Below are 17087 nucleotides of genomic sequence, written 5' to 3'. Positions count from 1 at the left end.
AGGGCTTTTGTATTTATAACAGGGTATAGACGTTAACAATGATTACCGGTGACTTAAAAAGTAAAATCGACGGACTATGGGAAGATTTCTGGGTGGGTGGTATCACAAATCCGCTGACCGTTATCGAACAGATCACCTACCTGATGTACTCCAGGATGCTCGATACCCAGGAACAACGGGACGAGAAGCGTAAGCAAATCGCAGGCGTTGATTTTAAACCACGCTTTGCGCCTGAGCAGCAAGAGTTCCGCTTCAGCCACTACAGCAACCTTGGCTCGGACGAAATGATGGAAGTAGTGCGCGACGGCGTATTCCAGCATTTCCGTCAGCTTGGGCAAGCTGAAGATACGAAAGTGACGCTGCTGGGCAACTTTATGAAAGATGCTCGCCTGGAGATTGTTAAACCGTCACTGCTGACCAAAGCCGTGGAGGTGATCAAAAACCTGCCGCTGGATCGTGGCGACACCAAAGGCGATCTCTACGAATACCTGTTAAGCAAGCTAACCACCGCCGGGATCAACGGTCAGTTCCGCACACCGCGCCACATTATCCGCACAATGGTTGAAATGATGGAGCCAAACCCGGCGCGTGGTGAAACGATCTGCGATCCGGCCTGTGGTACAGGTGGTTTTCTGGCAACCAGTTATGAATACCTGCTGGAGAAATACAGTTCACTGGAGTCCATTCATACCGAGATTGGCACAAACGAACGCGGCGAATTAGAAGAGCAAAAAATCTTTACCGGCGATCTGCTGACACCGTGGCGTGACCATGTGGATAACAACATGTTCCACGGCTACGACTTTGACACTACTATGCTGCGTATCGCCGCTATGAACCTGATTATGCACGGCGTGGAAGCGCCGGATATCCACTATCAGGACACCATGAGTCAGAGTTTCAGTACCAACTTCCCACAGGCCAGCAAAAATGCTTTCAACCTGATATTGGCGAACCCACCGTTTACCGGTTCACTGGATGAGGAAGATATCGACGCCACGCTGTCGGCGATGGTGAAAACCAAGAAAACTGAGCTGCTGTTCCTGGCGCGTATTCTGCAAATGCTGAAAGTAGGCGGACGCAGTGCCACTATCGTGCCGCAGGGCGTGCTGTTTGGCTCCAGTAAGGCGCACCAATCACTGCGTAAAACGCTGGTAGAAGATAACCAGCTGGAAGCGGTGATCAATCTGCCTTCCGGCGTATTTAAACCTTACGCTGGTGTGGCGACGGCGATCCTGATCTTTACCAAAGGTGGTCAGACGGACGAGGTCTGGTTCTACGATCTGCAAAATGATGGCTACAGCCTGGATGACAAACGTAACCCGATAAAAGACAACGACCTGCCGCATCTGCTGGCAAGCTGGAAGCATTACCGTACTTTACGTGGCCTACCGGTTGATAACTTTATGGGCGAGAAATTTTCCTCGTTGCTGAAGCAGCAATACTCGGAAGGGATTGGTGATGGTGTTGATTTTAAAGATCGTACTCAGGCGGCGTTTATAGTGCCGAAAGAGGAAATTGCAGCTCAGAAATACGATCTCTCTATAAACCGTTATAAAGAGGTAGTGTATCAGGCTGAGGAATATGAAGATCCGAAGATAATACTAAAGCGACTGAAAGATCTGGAAAAAGAAATCTTGGCAGATCTGGCTGAGCTGGAGGGGATGCTGTGAGTTGGCCGATGGTGAAATTAAGCAATGTCTGCGACATAAATATCGGAAAAACCCCTAGCAGGGGTAATAATAGATACTGGGGAAAGGGTCATAAATGGTTATCAATTGCTGATATGAACCAAGGAAAATGGATCTCCACTACAAAAGAGCAGATAACAGATCTAGCTGTAGAGGAGTCTGGAATCAAAAAAGTCCCAGCTAACACTGTTTTATTTAGCTTCAAATTGTCGATAGGGAAAGTTTGCTTATCCGAAAATGAAATTTATACAAATGAGGCCATTGCAGCTCTTCCTATAAAAGACAAATCAAAATTGGATACTCTCTTTCTAAGCCATGTTATGAAATCTTTATTATTTTCTAACATGACAGATAATGCTGTAATGGGGGCAACTCTTAACAAAAAAAAACTTGCGGAAATTCTTATTCCTTTACCCCCAATCGAAGAACAAAAGCGCATAGCGGCTATTCTTGATAAAACAGATGGAGTACGCCAAAAACGCGAGCAAGCTATTAAGATAGCTAACGATTTTCTTTACTCCGTATTTTTGGAAATGTTTGGTGATCCGGTAATGAACCCTAAGGGTTTTCAAACCAGATTATTAAGTGATTTTTTTATTGATGAAAAAAATGGGACTAAATGCGGCCCTTTTGGAAGCGCTTTAAAAAAAGATGAATATACAAAAATAGGTGTTCCCGTATGGAATATGGACAACATTACTCTAAAGGGTGACTTTATCGACTCTCCTTCACTTTGGATAAGTGAAGACAAATATGAAGAACTTAATTCATATTCTGTACTAGATGGCGATGTCATTATTTCCAGAGCAGGTACTGTTGGTAAAATGGGCGTTGTGAGAACGAATTCGCTAAAATCTATTATTAGTACAAATCTTATTCGGGTTCGATTTGGTGAAAAATTGTATCCAGAATACTTCGTATCCCTTATGACCTACTGCAAAGGTAGAGTTGGTAACCTCAAAACTGGACCGGATGGTACATTTACCCATATGAATACTGGAGTCTTGAGTGATTTAACATTTCCTTATCCACCATTAGAGCTACAGAAAAAATATATTCAAATTCGTCAAGCTGTTATGCTTATTATTAATCAGTATAACAACTTTGACTTTAGAATCGATGAAGCGTTCCGTGCCATAAACCAAAAAGCTTTCCTCTGTCAATCATAGGAGCACTAGCAATTGGACTTCTTTGACCCGTTAACAATTAAATTTACTTTGCCTGCAAAGATTGCCCCAGCCCGAAGGGTTGGTGGTAATTTTATTCATAAGTTATTTTTTCGAGTAACGACAGTGGAGGCTAAAGTCAGAAATGCAAGTTTCCCTGGATACTTTGAACTTGTTACGGGTCTGAAGCCTCCTCTAGACTATATCTATCTGAAAGATCCAAATTCCAGAGGGAAATGCGCAGATGGTGTAGCTTCTCTTAAAGCTAAGGAACCATTTACATTCGAAAAATGGCGAGAAGATACGGAGTTAAGCTGGGAGCAATTTCCAGAGCAAGCATTTAGCACTTCACCTGATGAAATTAATGAACAATGGCATAATCAATTTCAGTTTAGAGAGGACGATCCAGAGCACCTTTCTCCAGGTCTTAGAAAACCCCAACTGGGTGCACTTCATGCAATTGCAGGCTATTTCGCTACTGATTTACAGGTAGAACCTGCTACCGTCGTACTGCCCACTGGAACGGGAAAAACGGAAACAATGCTGGCAACCATGATATACCAGCGATGCGAGCGAATTTTGCTCATAGTTCCATCTGATTCTCTCCGAACACAGATATCAAAAAAGTTCATAGATTTAGGATATTTGCCAGCGCTAACAGTCGTTCCACCCAACATTGCACTCCCTAATGTCGCCATTATTAAGAAGGGAATTCAGGTAGCGGAAGAAGCTAAGCAATTAACTTGTGAATCAAATGTCTTGGTTGCTACGACCAGTGTTTTGTCTGCCTGCTCCGAAACAGCATTAAATGCACTTTGCGAGTCATGTAGCCATCTTTTTGTTGATGAGGCTCATCATATCTCAGCCTCATCATGGCAGACAATTCGCGAACGATTTAAAGACAAACGTGTTGTGCAGTTCACAGCTACCCCCTTTAGGAATGATAAGAAGTCCCTTGGTGGGAAAATTATCTATAACTACACGATGGGGGAAGCCCAACGAGCAGGCTATTTTACAAATGTAAATTTGCTGCCTGTAGAAGAGTATTACTCTGACCTTATGGATCATGCAATCGCAGATACAGCTATTGGTCAACTGCGTAAAGACTTAAATAATGGCCTTGATCATTTGCTTATGGCCCGTACTAGCAATAAGCAGCGAGCAGAAGAAATACTGACTATTTATCAGAAAACTGTACCGAATTTTAATCCAATCGTTGTTCATTCTGATTATCCTAAAACGGAAATAAAAAAACGTCTTGATAAATTATTATCAAGACAATCAAGAATCGTTATTTGCGTAGACATGTTGGGAGAAGGCTATGATCTACCCAACCTGAAAATTGCCGCTTTGCATGATCATCATAAGTCTCTTGCAGTTACTTTGCAGTTCATTGGCCGTTTTACTCGTGTCAATAAAGCACAGAAAATCGGTCAAGCCAGTGTAATCATGAATGTTGCAGACCCTAATGTTGAAGGTGAATTACAGCATCTATATTCAACAGATGCCGATTGGGATAATGTATTAAGGCGACTCTCTGAAGGACGAATTGCTAGAGAGATTAGATTGCAAGAAGTCGTGGATGCCTTAAAAAGGAAAGGTGATTTACACGATCAGATTTCGCTCTGGAATCTTGAGCCAAGCTGTTCTGTCATGTTATTTCAAACATACTGTGACAATTGGGAGCCTGAAAGATACAAGGAAAAACTGCCCAGATTCGATGAATCCTGGCATGCAATAGCAGAAGATGAGAATTTGCTTGTTGTGCTAGCTATCCAGGCAACTTCAGTCCGGTGGGGAAACTATAAAGATCTTAAAGATACCAATTATAAAATTCTAATTGCTCATTGGGATCAAGACAGGTCCGCCTTGTTTATATTCTCAAATGACTATAAAGCATTCCGAGTTGAGAATCTAGTCAGTACTATTTGTGATGATAAATTTGAAGTTGTCAGTGGTGAAAAAGTCTTTAATGTATTTAATGGTATTGAATATCCTTTGGCAAGAAATTTAGGCGCATCTCAAATTGGGGCAATCAGCTTTACTCAATATTTTGGCCCAAATGTCACTGAGGGGCTATCACTAATTGAAGCGTCTCAATCAAGCTTAAGCAATATTGCTGCATTAGGTTATGAATCCGGAAACCGTGTAATCTGGGGATGCTCGCAACGCAGAGGTAAAGTCTGGTCACCACAAAAAGGTGGCAGCATTGCTGATTGGTGCAACTGGGTTAAGAAAGCCTGGGACAAGATCTTTAGTTCTGAACCGGATCCAAACAATCTTACGCGTAACTTTTTGCGTCCTGTCCCATTACTTGAACCCTATAATGAATATCCAATATCAGCTCAATGGGGTGAGTATTTGCTTACTGCGTTCGAAGATAAAGTTATTTTTCATTTTGATACTGTATCTGCTCATTTATATTTAGTAGAGGTCAGGACTGCTGGAAAATTTGAAGATGGTAATGTGCGACTCATTTTCTCTACAGATGAAACGTCATCTGAATATAAATTATGTCTCACGGGAAGTGCTACAGCGAAAGGTTATGCCTATCAGTTGATATCTGGCCCTGACGTTTTTGTACAGCGTGGTGAATCTGAACCTGTATCACTATCAGAGTATATGGAAATTGATCCAGTAATGATTCATTACTCCGATGGCTCATTTTCATACAACGCTCATATAGTCCATGTAAGCCAAAAAATTGGCCTTTATGACAAAGACGAAATTGTAGCTTTTGATTGGAAGGGAACTGATGTTCGAGTGGAATCAATGGGCTATACTCGTGATCCATCATCCATCCAATGGCGTTGGTACAGTGAAATTAAAGATAATTACGATGTCATTATTAATGATGATGGTAAAGGTGAGTCAGCAGATTTAGTGGGGTTGAGAATAGTTGATGACTGTATTGTTCTCTCTTTAATCCATTGCAAGTATTCAGGCTCAGAAGAAGCTGGAGCAAGACTTAAAGATCTTTACGAAGTATGTGGGCAGGCGCAGAGATGCATTCGTTGGAAACACCTGAATCTTTCCTATTTATACCATCACATTAAGCGTCGCGAGGAACAGTGGCGATCGCGTGGTCATTCTCGCTTTCTGAAAGGCACTATAAAAGACCTTGCTGCTATGAAAGAGCGCTCCAGAATCACACCTCTTAAATTCCAAGTTGTTATTGTTCAACCAGGACTTAGAGTAAGCAAAATTAATGAAGAAGGCCTTAAGTTACTTGGCAGTACGGCCTTATTTATCAAGAAAACAACGATGGCAGATTTAGTTGTTATTGGTTCTAAATAGGGCGAAAAATTGACAATTTTCGACTTTAGCAATGTTAAACAACGAATTGAATATGCTATAAAAATGATGGAAAAAGCAAGAAAAGAGAGTAAATTATGATTCTATTCTTTTATCCTTACATAATGCTTTGCTATAGCGCTGGATACGCTTTATTGCAAACACTGGATGGGATGGGTGTGATTAGTACCAACTTTGTGGAAATGAACGCACAGGGTGCTCTTTTGAGCAGTTACTGGTCTCCCAATAAAGTTGCTGTAGTCTTAGGAGGATGTTTTCTTGAGCTCTTTATTTTATTATTACCCTTTATTTTCTTGAGCTCATGGATACTTGCCAGAAAAAAGGGACTCATCATTTGTTTTGTTCTTCTTATAACCCCTGGCCTATTATCGCTCTGTCACCTTCTTCCTGCTATCCAGTGGTTGCCATTGACCTATGAAATAGGAGGTGCAGGTGCAACAGGTAACGCAGCTGGACTCGGAAGTCTTAGCCTCATAGGGCTATTGTGCGGTTGGATTTTGGCAGTAATCATTAGTGATATTTTTGCTACAGGAGAGAAATTCAGACAGTGGACAGATATTTTCCTAATACTGACAGCAGTTGGTAACGGTATTTTCTGGGTATCAGACAGAGAGGTAGCAGTCGGTAAAACCGCATATGAGAAAACAATTACGGATATTAATGATGCAGCCAAATACCTTCTTTTTCAGGTGAAAGACTACAGCCGCATGTGTGACAATAACGGGCTTGCCGAAATGTCATCTTGTCAGTGGGCATCGTACATTCAAGAAACGCTAGAAAATATTGCTAGTACAAAATCATCTGTTATTGAATATGTAATACCTGAAAATCTTGACACCTTCTACCGAATTCCTGAGTACTATAGTAATCAAGTATCTCCAGATAAAATCAGACAAGAATTTCAAGACTTCAATAAAAAACTATGCCCAAATAAACCTCTTTCCAAAACAATAACACAATTGCCATCACCTTCTCGATGGTGCCAGACACCACCCCCAGCTTACTGCAATGCCATTCAAGAGGGAAAATATAAAACAGGCATGTCAGACCGTTTCGCTGTCGCCAATGAGTGTGTAACTACATCATTATTAAGGTACCGCCAAGTTTTATTAAAAGAACAAGCTCGTTTATCCTTAAGTAAAAATGCCCCTCATTATAGATGGATGTGGTTTATTGCTATGTCTTTTTTTATTGGTGGGAAAATTGCCAATGTAATGACAAAAATAGGTAATGTAGAGAATCGTGGCATAACTGAAAAACATAGAGTTAAATTTATCCTTTTAAAAATACTTGGCTTTATTGTGCGTACATTAATAAGATGTGCCATCTTGTGTTGGAAAGTGTTTTTTTCAACGTTCAATTATATCAAAAAATTGAAGAAAATAAAAAATGATACTTAAATAAAATAGTGGCAAACTTTCAATTGCAAGGTTAATCTTGGTGTTGAAATGAATAAAGAAAAAGGGGTACTTTCTCCTGTACCCTTGGAGTTTACGTTAGATGATACATCTGAATCTACTGTGGGGATTCACACTAGCGGCAACAGTGTTGTGTACTCAACCGGTTATACAATAGCATCCATGACTGATTGAGCGTAGAGCTCAGTAACGTTATTAATTAACAAACTATTGAAAGAATTCGCGGATCGCTCTTACCGATAAAATCAGTGAATGTATTGCTCTTGGTGATAATACCATTGGGAAAAATTACCAACCAGCCATCCCATTAAGGCTAGCCGATTAACTTTAATTAAACGGATATGGCAAACAATTCAAATGTCATTACCACGGTTGATTTTTTCGTAGTAAAACAGCGTAACCCTTTTTTCCCGGTTTGCATCCAAGAAACCTGCTCATCATTGCTGCTGAAGATATATACTGCCCTTACACGATAATTGTTTAGGAAAGTAACCATGCCTTTAGATTTAAGTAACACTTTAGTTATTGGCATCAGCGCAACTGCGCTTTTCGACATGAGCGAATCCGATCGTATGTTTCGGGAAACCTATGCGACCGATCCTGATAGTGCCATTGAGAAGTACCGCGCCTACATGCTCGAACACGAAAACCAGCCTTTACAGCCCGGAACAGGCTACCCCTTAGTCAAAGCGTTGCTGGGTCTGAACCGGTACCGCCAGCCGGATGATAAATCGCCGTTGGTTGAGGTTGTTGTGATGTCGCGTAACAGCCCTGATACGGGTATCCGCGTTTTGAATACTATCCGCCATGACAGGCTCGATATCACGCGTTCTGCCTTTACGGCAGGCGAAACCGTTGCCGATTACCTTGATGCATTTGATGTGGATCTATTTTTAACAACTAACGTTGAAGATGCGCAAAAGGTGATTGATTCCCGATTCTGCGCTGCTGCAATCCTGAAAGATCCGCCTTCCGACGCCTCCGATATCCCGGAGGGGCAAGTGCGCATTGCTTTTGACGGCGACGCGGTACTTTTTTCCGATCAAAGCGAGTTAGTATATAAAACACAAGGGATGGCTGCCTTTCATGCTCAGGAAGACGCGCAGCAGGATATTCCTATGGAAGAAGGGCCATATGCCACTCTGTTAAAAAAAATAGCCAAGCTTCAGGAACGACTGCCAACCCGCGTTGAGTATTCTCCCGTCCGTATTGCACTAGTGACGGCCAGAAACAGCCCATCAGAAATGCGCGTCATTAAAACGCTCAGAAGCTGGGGAGTATACGTCGATGAGGCTTTTTTTCTGGGTGGTGTAGAGAAAACAAAAGTCCTGAAGGCGTTTAAGCCACACATTTTCTTTGACGATCAGGATGTGCATTTGATCGCAGCGGCAAAGGTTGTACCTTCTGGAAAAGTCCCTTATGCCAGTAACTCCGAACTTGCAGAACGTGAAGCATCGTGATTATCGCTGACAAACCATTTAGTCATTAAGACTGAATGGTTTGTATGCCACTCGCAAAATATCTGCCCTACCTCAAATCAATGCTCTCCTCTGAACACCTCTTTCCTGTGCCATTCCACAAACTTCTCTCCCGGATAATTTTCTTTAACAGGTGGCAACGCAATCGCCTTTCCCGCAAAATCCCAGAACAGTCGCTGTACCACCCCACCACCATTTACCGCGTCGGAAACATTCACACGCATATTTTCATCCAAACCAATCGAACCACGATCAAACGCTTTATGATGGATTGCGCACAACGCCAGGCCGTTAGGTACTTCACAAGGGCCATGGTGCTGCTTCCATCTGATATGGGCAGCTTCCAGAGCAATCGGCGCATTGTCGTGGCGCATGTTAAAGCCGCATATAGCGCACTGATAATTGTAAGCACGTAGCACCATCTGGCGGAATTTCGGATCGCGTTGACGGAGAGAGGTGCGAATATCAAAACCCATTTCGTCAGCGATGTCTTCCTGAATACTGGCCGGGAAATGTGCCTCCAGGAGCTGCTGCGCCAGCGTATCAATTAACCTGTGATTTTTTGCCACCAACGCAAAATTGTCGGCATCAAATCCACCCGCGACATTATATTCGGTGAGTTCACGACGGGGCGGCTGGCGGCTACCATTGGTTGAGCACAGTTCCGCGTTTTGTAGTTCCCAGAAGCCATCGCCCTTCAGACGCCAGAACGGCATGTCCGGGCGCTGGTCACGGCGGTGCGGTCCATAACGTTCCAGAAGATCCAACAGGGGCTCGTAGATTTCAGAACTATAGTTAAACAGGCGCTCATGACCCTGCCGATAGCGTGAAAGGACATGCAGCAGCAATAATGGCTTATGTGGCGCACGCTGTTCGCCTTTGCGCCAAATGGTGATATTTGATATCGCTTGCTTCAGGGTTTTGTCAGAGGTCATTACGTTGAAGAATCCATGAGCACATATTTGCGATGATGCTCGCAACTTTATGTACATTCAAGGCATTATTGCAGACGTCCTTTTTGTCTGGCGACTCTGTACCTGGCAGATGGAATTCTGATAACAACGGTAAAAAATACAGCGACCAACCAGTCCTAAAGGGCTGGTTGGTCATTTTAATTTAAACATCAACCGAGAAATAAAGGCATTCAACTCACTCGCCATTACCCCGGTTGATCTTCGCATAGTCAAACGGCGTAATCCCTTTCCCTCGATTGGCATCCAGAAAATCCGCCCACCACTGCAACATCAGCTTGCGCTCATCCAGGTGTTCCGCTTTATGGATATACGCCGCCCTCACCGAATTGCGTTCCATATGGCTCATCTGCCTTTCCACCGCATCCTTCGACCATAGTCCTGACTCAATTAACGAACTACAGGCCATTGTGCGAAAGCCGTGACCGCAAACCTCAACTTTAGTGTCATAGCCCATCACCCGGAGCGCACTGTTTACGGTGTTCTCACTCATTGGCTTACGCGGATCATGATCGCCAATAAAGATCAACTCATGTTCGCCACAGAACTGTTTTATCTGCTTCAGGATCGCCAGCGCCTGTTTTGAAAGCGGCACCAAATGCGGTGTACGCATCTTTGAACCTCGCTGAGAATGTTTCACATCAGGAATGGGCTCTCGCTCAGGTGGGATGGTCCACATTGACGTTTCAAAATCGATTTCTGACCAGCGAGCAAAACGCAGCTCACTGGATCGAATAAAGATAAGCAGGGTAAGTTCTGTTGCCCAGCGGGTTAGCGGCCTGCCGGTATAGTTGTCTATTTTCTCAAGCAACTCAGAGATGCGCTTTAATTCCAGCGCCGGACGATGTTGTCGATTACCGGAAGCAACCGCCCCAGCCATCTCTTGTGCCGGGTTATAATCAATTAACCCACTTTGCACCGCATACCGCATGATGGCCGTAGTGCGCTGTTGAAGACGAGCAGCAACCTCAAGACGTCCAGACATCTCTACGGCTTTAATGGGCGCTAATAAATCACGAGTTTTTAACTCAGCGATATTACGCTCACCAAGCGCTGCAAAAAGATTATCTTCCAGGCTTTTTAGCACGCGATGGGCGTGATCTTCAGACCACTTTTTATTGGTGCCATGCCACTCGATCGCTACCTCTTTAAAGGTTCGTGCTTTACTCTGTTCAACCTTATCATTTTTCTTTTTGTCTCCCGGATCGACGCCATTCGCTAGTAGCTTACGCGCTTCGTCACGACGTGCTCTGGCATCCGCCAGTGTGATTTCAGGGTAAACCCCAAGTGCCAACATCTTTTGCTTGCCGTCATAACGGTACTGCAAACGCCAGTACTTAGAACCATTTGGATGGACAAGAAGGTGCATACCGCTGCCATCGGTCAGCTTATATTGCTTATCCGTTGGCTTGGCTGTTCTGACTTTGATATCTGTTAGAGCCATGCTTATCCCCTCCCTGTTGGTACAAGCATTATCGAACCGGAAATACCATCATCTGTACCAACATTTGTTGGTAGATGTACGTTGATGTCGGTTGACCTTGAGAGAGTTAATATAGCGGGAAAGGTAGATAAATACTGGATTTTAGACATAAAAAAAGACCTCAGTTGAGGTCCATTTACATGCTTTTGGTGCCGAAGGCCGGACTCGAACCGGCACGTATTTCTACGGTTGATTTTGAATCAACTGCGTCTACCGATTTCGCCACTTCGGCACTGAAGGGGATGCGGAAACGTTCTGGATTATACCTGTCGTCGGCGGTCATGCAAGCGACAGCGTGTCGTCATCGCGCTAAGTGTTGAAAAAAACAGCGCTATCCTGCGCGGCGTCACCTTTTGCCGCTATTCCAGGGCGCCAATAACATCAGCCATCACCACTGCCCCCTCCCGCAAACCCAGCTCCACCTGCCAGCCACTCCCCTTTCCCCTTGATCCCCCCGAACTCCACTCATAGTCATCTCAAATTTTTCTCACACCATTCTCACCCGAATCACTCACCCCAACCCAACACAACCCAACACTCCCCACTCATCCCCAATATCCAACCCCCAACTATCTCCCCCCCAACCCCACCACCCACCATTCCCATATATTCCAGAAAGTTTTAATCAATGCCTTTTTATTACTCACCCACTTCGCAGCCAAATATTAATTTCATCAATATTTTTATAACTTTACATTAATGAAAAGTTTTCTTTTTGCCGTTTATTCCAGGATTTTCCTCAGGCGTGAAGGGTTCCGGTAAACACTATTTTTACTAGTCGCTGTACGAGTCTTGATGGACATATTCACTCGATGAATTAACTCAGGAGAATACTTGTGACGACGTTAAAACCTTTGCTGGCCCGCAACCGCAGCTGGGCGCTGCAGAAGTGTCAGCATGACCCGGACTATTTCGAAAAATGGGTCGACGGGCAGCGGCCCCACTCGCTGTGGATCGGCTGCTCCGACAGCCGCGTGCCCGCCGAGGTGCTCACCGGCAGCCAGCCCGGCGAGCTCTTTGTCCACCGCAATATCGCCAACATGCTCGACCCCGCCGACGACAACGTCATGAGCGTCCTGCAGTATGCCCTCCACTACCTTGAGGTGGAGCGGGTGGTGCTTTGCGGCCACTACGGCTGCGGCGGCGTGCAGGCGGCGCTCTCCCTGCCCACCCTGCCGCTGGCGCAGGAGTCCTCGGCGCTGGCTCGCCGCATCGGCCAGCTGCGCAACACCCTGCATCACGAAATTGTGCAGATCGCCGATGGGTGTTGTGTTGAGGCTTCCCCCGGCGCCGGCGCCAGTGCCAGCACCGACGTTAAGCGCTCTCGCCATGCGCTGGACGCCCTGGTGGAAGCCAACGTTCGCGCCCAGTTCGCCCGTCTGCTGGAGAGTGAACCGGTGCAGACGGTGCTCGCCAGCGGGCGACCCCTCAGCCTGCACGGCTGCGTCTACGATCTGGCTTCCGGCCATTTAACCACCCTCGTCGAACACCTCTCACCGCAGGAGCACGCCCCATGAACACGCTTCGTCAGGACTCTCTCGCCGGCATCGTCGTCTTCCTTGTCGCCCTGCCGCTGTGCCTCGGCATCGCTCAGGCCAGCGGCTTACCGCCCTTCGTCGGCCTGCTGACCGGCATCATCGGCGGCCTGGTCGTCACCGCCCTCAGCCCCTCCCGCTTCGCCGTCAGCGGCCCCGCCGCCGGACTGGTCACCATCGTCGTCGCCGCCATTGAATCCCTGGGTTCCTTCTCCGTCTTCCTGATGGCGCTGGTGCTGGCCGGCGTGCTGCAGCTGCTGTTCGGCATTCTGCGGGCCGGGCGCTTTATCTCGCTGGTTCCCGCCAGCGTCATCAAAGGCATGCTGGCGGCGATCGGCATCCTGCTGATTATGCAGCAGATCCCCGTCGCACTCGGCACGGCGGAAGAGACCGGGCTTGCCGAGGTGGTTCAGGGCAATGCTGCTTTCTCCGTCACTGCGATTGCCGTCGCCGCGGGCGGTCTGCTGGTGCTCTGGCTGTGGGGCTCGCCGCTTATCCGCCGGGTGAAGAGCCTGCGCTGGATCCCCGGGCCGCTGATCGCTGTCCTGCTCGGCTGCGCGACCACCCTGCTGTTGACCCATTTTTCGCCGCAGCAGCTGGCCGCTCTGCCGCGGATTACTCTGCCGGCGTTCGGCAGCCTCGGCGACCTGCTGGGTGAGCTGGAATCTCCCGCATGGAGCGCGTGGCGCAATCCGTCGGTGTGGGTGGTGGCGGTAACCCTGGCGCTGGTCGCCAGCCTCGAAACCTTGCTGAGCCAGGAGGCGCTGAAAAAGCTGCGCCCGCAAAATCCGCCGCCTTCGCCGAACCGTGAAATGGTCGCCCAGGGCGTCGGCAATCTGCTCTCCGGCGTGCTGGGGGCGATGCCGATCACCGCGGTCATCGTCCGCAGCTCGGTGAACGTCAGCAATGGCGCGCAGAGCAAGCTGTCGATCTTTATCCACGGCGTCCTGCTGTTAATCTGCGGCCTGTGGTTCAGCGGCCTGCTGACCCTGATCCCGCTCGCCAGCCTCGCCGCCGTGCTGCTCTATACCGGCTATAAGCTGGCGACGCCGCGGCTGTTCATCGAGCAGTTCCGCCAGGGGGCGGCGCAGTACGTCCCGTTCCTCGCCACCATCGGCGGGATTATCGCCTTCGGCATGCTGGCGGGGATCGGGATTGGTCTTGCCACCCAGATGGCGTTCAGCCTCTGGCGCAGCCATCGCCACTCGCTGCAGCTGGCGCGCTACGATGACCACTACGTGCTGCGCATCCAGCAGAATCTGACCTTTATGCACAATCCGCATCTGCTGGCCCTGCTGGCGAAAATTCCGGAAAAGAGCGTGGTGATCGTCGAGCACGACAGCGTCGGCTATCTCGACCCGGACGTGCAGGCGGTGCTGGATGATTTTGCCGAGAACGCCCCGCAGCGCGGTATCCGCCTCAATCAGTGGCCGCTGGCCAGCCGCTGACCTTAACGGGCGGCTGGCCCGCCCGCTGCGCGACCCCTCCGATTGCCAAGCGCCGGGGAATACCATGCTCTACACTTTCTGGGTTATCACGCCAACCCCAAGGAAATGAACATGAGCATCATTAAAAGCTACGCCGCCAAAGAAGCGGGCGCCGATCTGTCGCTGTGGGAATACGATGCCGGCGAGCTGCAGCCGGAAGATGTCGAAGTCGAGGTGGAATACTGCGGGATCTGCCATTCAGACCTGTCGATGATCGACAACGAATGGGGGATGTCGAGCTACCCGCTGGTGGCCGGTCACGAGGTGATTGGCCGAGTGGCGGCGCTGGGCAGCGCAGCGCAGGATAAAGGGCTGAAGATTGGCCAGAAGGTCGGCATCGGCTGGACGGCGCGCAGCTGCGGCCATTGCGACGCCTGCATCAGCGGCAACCAGATCAATTGTCTGGAAGGCTCGGTGCCGACCATTCTCAACCGCGGCGGCTTCGCCAATAAGCTGCGCGCCGACTGGCAGTGGGTGATCCCCCTGCCGGAGAGCATCGATCTGGCGTCCGCCGGCCCGATGCTGTGCGGCGGCATCACCGTCTTTAAACCGCTGCTGACCCACCACGTCACCGCCACCAGCCGCGTCGGGGTGATCGGCATCGGCGGCCTCGGCCATATCGCCATTAAGCTGCTGCGGGCGATGGGCGCGGAAGTGACCGCCTTCAGCTCCAACCCGGCGAAAGAGCAGGAAGTGCTGGCGATGGGTGCCGATCGCGTGGTCAACAGCCGCGATCCGGAAGCCTTAAAAGCGCTGGCCGGTCAGTTTGACCTGATCATCAACACCGTGGCGGTGGATCTCGACTGGCAGCCGTACTTCGAAGCCCTGGCTTACGGCGGCAACTTCCATACCGTCGGCGCGGTGATGAAGCCGTTCCCGGTGCCGGCCTTTACCCTTATCGGCGGCGACCGCAGCATCTCCGGCTCGGCGACCGGTAACCCGTCCGAACTGCGCACGCTGATGAAGTTTGCCGGGCGCAGCAAAGTGGCCCCGACCACCGAGCTGTTCCCGATGTCGCAGATTAACGAAGCGCTGAAGCACGTTCGCGAAGGAAAAGCCCGCTATCGTGCGGTGCTGAAAGCCGACTTCTGATCGTTCTCTCCCGCCGGGCGGCCCGCTCGCCCGGCGTTTTCCCCGTCGCTTCATCAAACCGTCATCTCCCCGCCATGCCTCTGTAGTCATTGCTTCCCACAATCCGGGCTTCGATAAATGGCTGAACGAGATGCGCGTCACCATGAGAAAGACCTGGCTTCCCTGGCTGATCCTGTCGCCTTCCCTGCTGTTTTTACTGCTGTTTACCTGGTTCCCGCTGGGGCGCTCGGTGTATGACAGCCTGTTTGATACCCGCATGGCCAGCGACGGCGCGCAGTACGTCGGACTGGATAACTTCGCCCGCCTGTTTGCCGATAACGTCTTCTGGCAGTCGCTGGGCAATAACCTGCTCTATATCCTGCTGACGGTAGTGCCCGGGGTGACCCTCGCCCTGCTGTTGGCGGTCGCCCTGAGCGAGAACCATCACGTCAACCGCTGGCTGCGCACCGCCTTCTTCTTCCCGATGATTATCCCGATGGTCAGCGCCGCCGCGCTGTGGCTGTTTATCTTTATGCCCGGCCTCGGCCTGCTCGACCACTATCTGGCGAAGCTGTTCGGCCCGATGAACAACAACTGGCTGGGGCGCAGCAACAGCGCGCTGCTGGCCCTGGCGCTGATCGGCGTGTGGAAGTTCGCCGGCTATTACATGCTGTTTTTCCTCGCCGGGCTGCAGAGCATTCCGGCCTCGACGCGGGAAGCGGCGCTGATGGAGGGGGCTACTCGCACGCAGGTCTTTTTTAAGGTCACGCTACCGCTGCTGCGCCCGACGCTGAGCTTTGTGATCACCACCGCGCTGATCTACTCCATCACCCAGATTGACCACGTGGCGGTGATGACCCGCGGCGGGCCGGACAACGCCACCACCGTGCTGCTCTACTACATCCAGAATCTCGCCTGGGATACCCACGACCTCGGTAAAGCCTCCGCCGCCACCTTCCTGACCCTGGCCGGGCTGTTCGCCTTCTCGCTGATTAACCTGAAACTGCTGGAGAAAGGAGCCCACTATGAGCGCTGAAATCTCGCCGCTGCTGGTCCGCACGCCCGCCGCTGCCCGTCCGCTGTGGCTGCGCCTGCGCCGCTCGTCGCCCTTTACGCTCACAGTATTAATGTGCTGCCTGGCGCTGCTGTGGGTCAGCCCGTTTATCTGGATGCTGGCGACCTCGTTCAGCGCCACCACCTTCGGCGACGATATGGCGTCGCTGCTGCCCCGCCTGCCGCTGACCCTCGATAACTTCCGCGACGCCTGGAACAGCGCCGACTGGCTGAGCCTGTATGCCAACACCATTATCTTCACCTTCGGCACCTTCTTCGTGCAGCTGTTGACCATCACCACCGCCGGGTACGTCTTCGCCTGCCACGAGTTTCGCGGCAAGCAGACGCTGTTTCTCCTGTTCCTGGTGCAGCTGATGATCATGCCGGTAGTGATGATGGTGCCGAACATGCTGACTCTG

11 protein-coding genes, 1 tRNA gene and 1 pseudogene are annotated in these 17087 nt (G+C 49.3%); 10 read left to right on the top strand and 3 right to left on the bottom strand.

The window, feature by feature from the left end; translation table 11 throughout:
* Positions 1–38: 38 nt before the first annotated feature.
* The 5 genes from CWM53_RS15405 to CWM53_RS15385 all read left to right on the top strand — a co-directional run bounded on the left by CWM53_RS15405 (position 39) and on the right by CWM53_RS15385 (position 9050).
* A complete protein-coding gene (locus tag CWM53_RS15405) occupies positions 39–1673 on the top strand; it encodes a type I restriction-modification system subunit M (protein ID WP_040173614.1) in 1635 nt (544 codons plus the stop codon).
* Positions 1670–2860, top strand: a complete 1191-nt coding sequence (locus CWM53_RS15400) for a restriction endonuclease subunit S (protein ID WP_085163512.1) — start codon at positions 1670–1672, stop codon at positions 2858–2860. Before CWM53_RS15405 ends, CWM53_RS15400 begins: the two co-directional genes overlap by 4 nt.
* Positions 2861–2872: 12 nt before the next feature.
* Positions 2873–6154 carry a DEAD/DEAH box helicase gene (locus CWM53_RS15395; RefSeq protein ID WP_040173620.1) on the top strand — a complete coding sequence of 1094 codons (3282 nt, stop codon included), beginning with the start codon at positions 2873–2875 and terminating at the stop codon, positions 6152–6154.
* Positions 6155–6249: 95 nt separating this feature from the next.
* Complete coding sequence (locus CWM53_RS15390; protein WP_040173623.1) at positions 6250–7572, top strand: hypothetical protein; 1323 nt, start codon at positions 6250–6252, stop codon at positions 7570–7572.
* A gap of 512 nt (positions 7573–8084) precedes the next feature.
* Entirely contained in the window at positions 8085–9050 is a 966-nt protein-coding gene (locus CWM53_RS15385; protein ID WP_040173626.1) for a 5'-nucleotidase, read from the top strand.
* 77 nt (positions 9051–9127) lie between these two features.
* Here CWM53_RS15385 and CWM53_RS15380 read toward each other — a convergent pair whose 3' ends face one another.
* The 3 genes from CWM53_RS15380 to CWM53_RS15370 form a co-directional block, all read right to left on the bottom strand.
* Positions 9128–10003 carry a phosphorothioated DNA-binding restriction endonuclease gene (locus tag CWM53_RS15380; RefSeq protein WP_040173629.1) on the bottom strand — a complete coding sequence of 292 codons (876 nt, stop codon included), beginning with the start codon at positions 10001–10003 and terminating at the stop codon, positions 9128–9130.
* Between the two features lie 214 nt (positions 10004–10217).
* Positions 10218–11483 carry a tyrosine-type recombinase/integrase gene (locus tag CWM53_RS15375; RefSeq protein ID WP_019724876.1) on the bottom strand — a complete coding sequence of 422 codons (1266 nt, stop codon included), beginning with the start codon at positions 11481–11483 and terminating at the stop codon, positions 10218–10220.
* Between the two features lie 186 nt (positions 11484–11669).
* A tRNA-Leu gene (locus CWM53_RS15370) sits at positions 11670–11754 on the bottom strand.
* A gap of 604 nt (positions 11755–12358) precedes the next feature.
* On the opposite strand from CWM53_RS15370, the gene CWM53_RS15360 reads away from it, so the two are divergent.
* The 5 genes and pseudogenes from CWM53_RS15360 to CWM53_RS15340 form a co-directional block, all read left to right on the top strand.
* Positions 12359–13039, top strand: a complete 681-nt coding sequence (locus tag CWM53_RS15360) for a carbonic anhydrase (RefSeq protein ID WP_100730147.1) — start codon at positions 12359–12361, stop codon at positions 13037–13039.
* Positions 13036–14505 (top strand): SulP family inorganic anion transporter, encoded by a 1470-nt coding sequence (locus CWM53_RS15355; RefSeq protein ID WP_100730146.1) that lies wholly within the window; start codon positions 13036–13038, stop codon positions 14503–14505. Before CWM53_RS15360 ends, CWM53_RS15355 begins: the two co-directional genes overlap by 4 nt.
* Positions 14506–14616: 111 nt before the next feature.
* Complete coding sequence (ahr, locus tag CWM53_RS15350; protein WP_004178400.1) at positions 14617–15636, top strand: NADPH-dependent aldehyde reductase Ahr; 1020 nt, start codon at positions 14617–14619, stop codon at positions 15634–15636.
* Between the two features lie 130 nt (positions 15637–15766).
* The gene (locus CWM53_RS15345; RefSeq protein ID WP_165785086.1) at positions 15767–16651 is read left to right on the top strand and encodes a carbohydrate ABC transporter permease; all 885 of its coding nucleotides are present in this window, start codon (positions 15767–15769) and stop codon (positions 16649–16651) included.
* Positions 16641–17087: pseudogene (locus CWM53_RS15340) on the top strand (carbohydrate ABC transporter permease); the annotation flags it as partial. The gene CWM53_RS15345 and the pseudogene CWM53_RS15340, both read left to right, overlap by 11 nt.

The sequence above is a fragment of the Klebsiella sp. A-Nf5 genome, assembly GCF_002810545.1.
Lineage (GTDB): Bacteria > Pseudomonadota > Gammaproteobacteria > Enterobacterales > Enterobacteriaceae > Klebsiella > Klebsiella variicola.
The sequence above is the reverse complement of the archived record's forward strand: the minus strand, read 5'-3'. Positions and strand labels throughout refer to the sequence as shown.

Coding starts and splice junctions, on each gene's coding strand:
- CWM53_RS15375 (WP_019724876.1), bottom strand. CDS start 11,483: ATGGCTCTAACAGATATCAAAGTCAGAACAGCCAAGCCAACGGATAAG.
- CWM53_RS15345 (WP_165785086.1), top strand. CDS start 15,767: ATGCGCGTCACCATGAGAAAGACCTGGCTTCCCTGGCTGATCCTGTCG.
- ahr (WP_004178400.1), top strand. CDS start 14,617: ATGAGCATCATTAAAAGCTACGCCGCCAAAGAAGCGGGCGCCGATCTG.
- CWM53_RS15405 (WP_040173614.1), top strand. CDS start 39: ATGATTACCGGTGACTTAAAAAGTAAAATCGACGGACTATGGGAAGAT.
- CWM53_RS15355 (WP_100730146.1), top strand. CDS start 13,036: ATGAACACGCTTCGTCAGGACTCTCTCGCCGGCATCGTCGTCTTCCTT.
- CWM53_RS15390 (WP_040173623.1), top strand. CDS start 6,250: ATGATTCTATTCTTTTATCCTTACATAATGCTTTGCTATAGCGCTGGA.
- CWM53_RS15385 (WP_040173626.1), top strand. CDS start 8,085: ATGCCTTTAGATTTAAGTAACACTTTAGTTATTGGCATCAGCGCAACT.
- CWM53_RS15380 (WP_040173629.1), bottom strand. CDS start 10,003: ATGACCTCTGACAAAACCCTGAAGCAAGCGATATCAAATATCACCATT.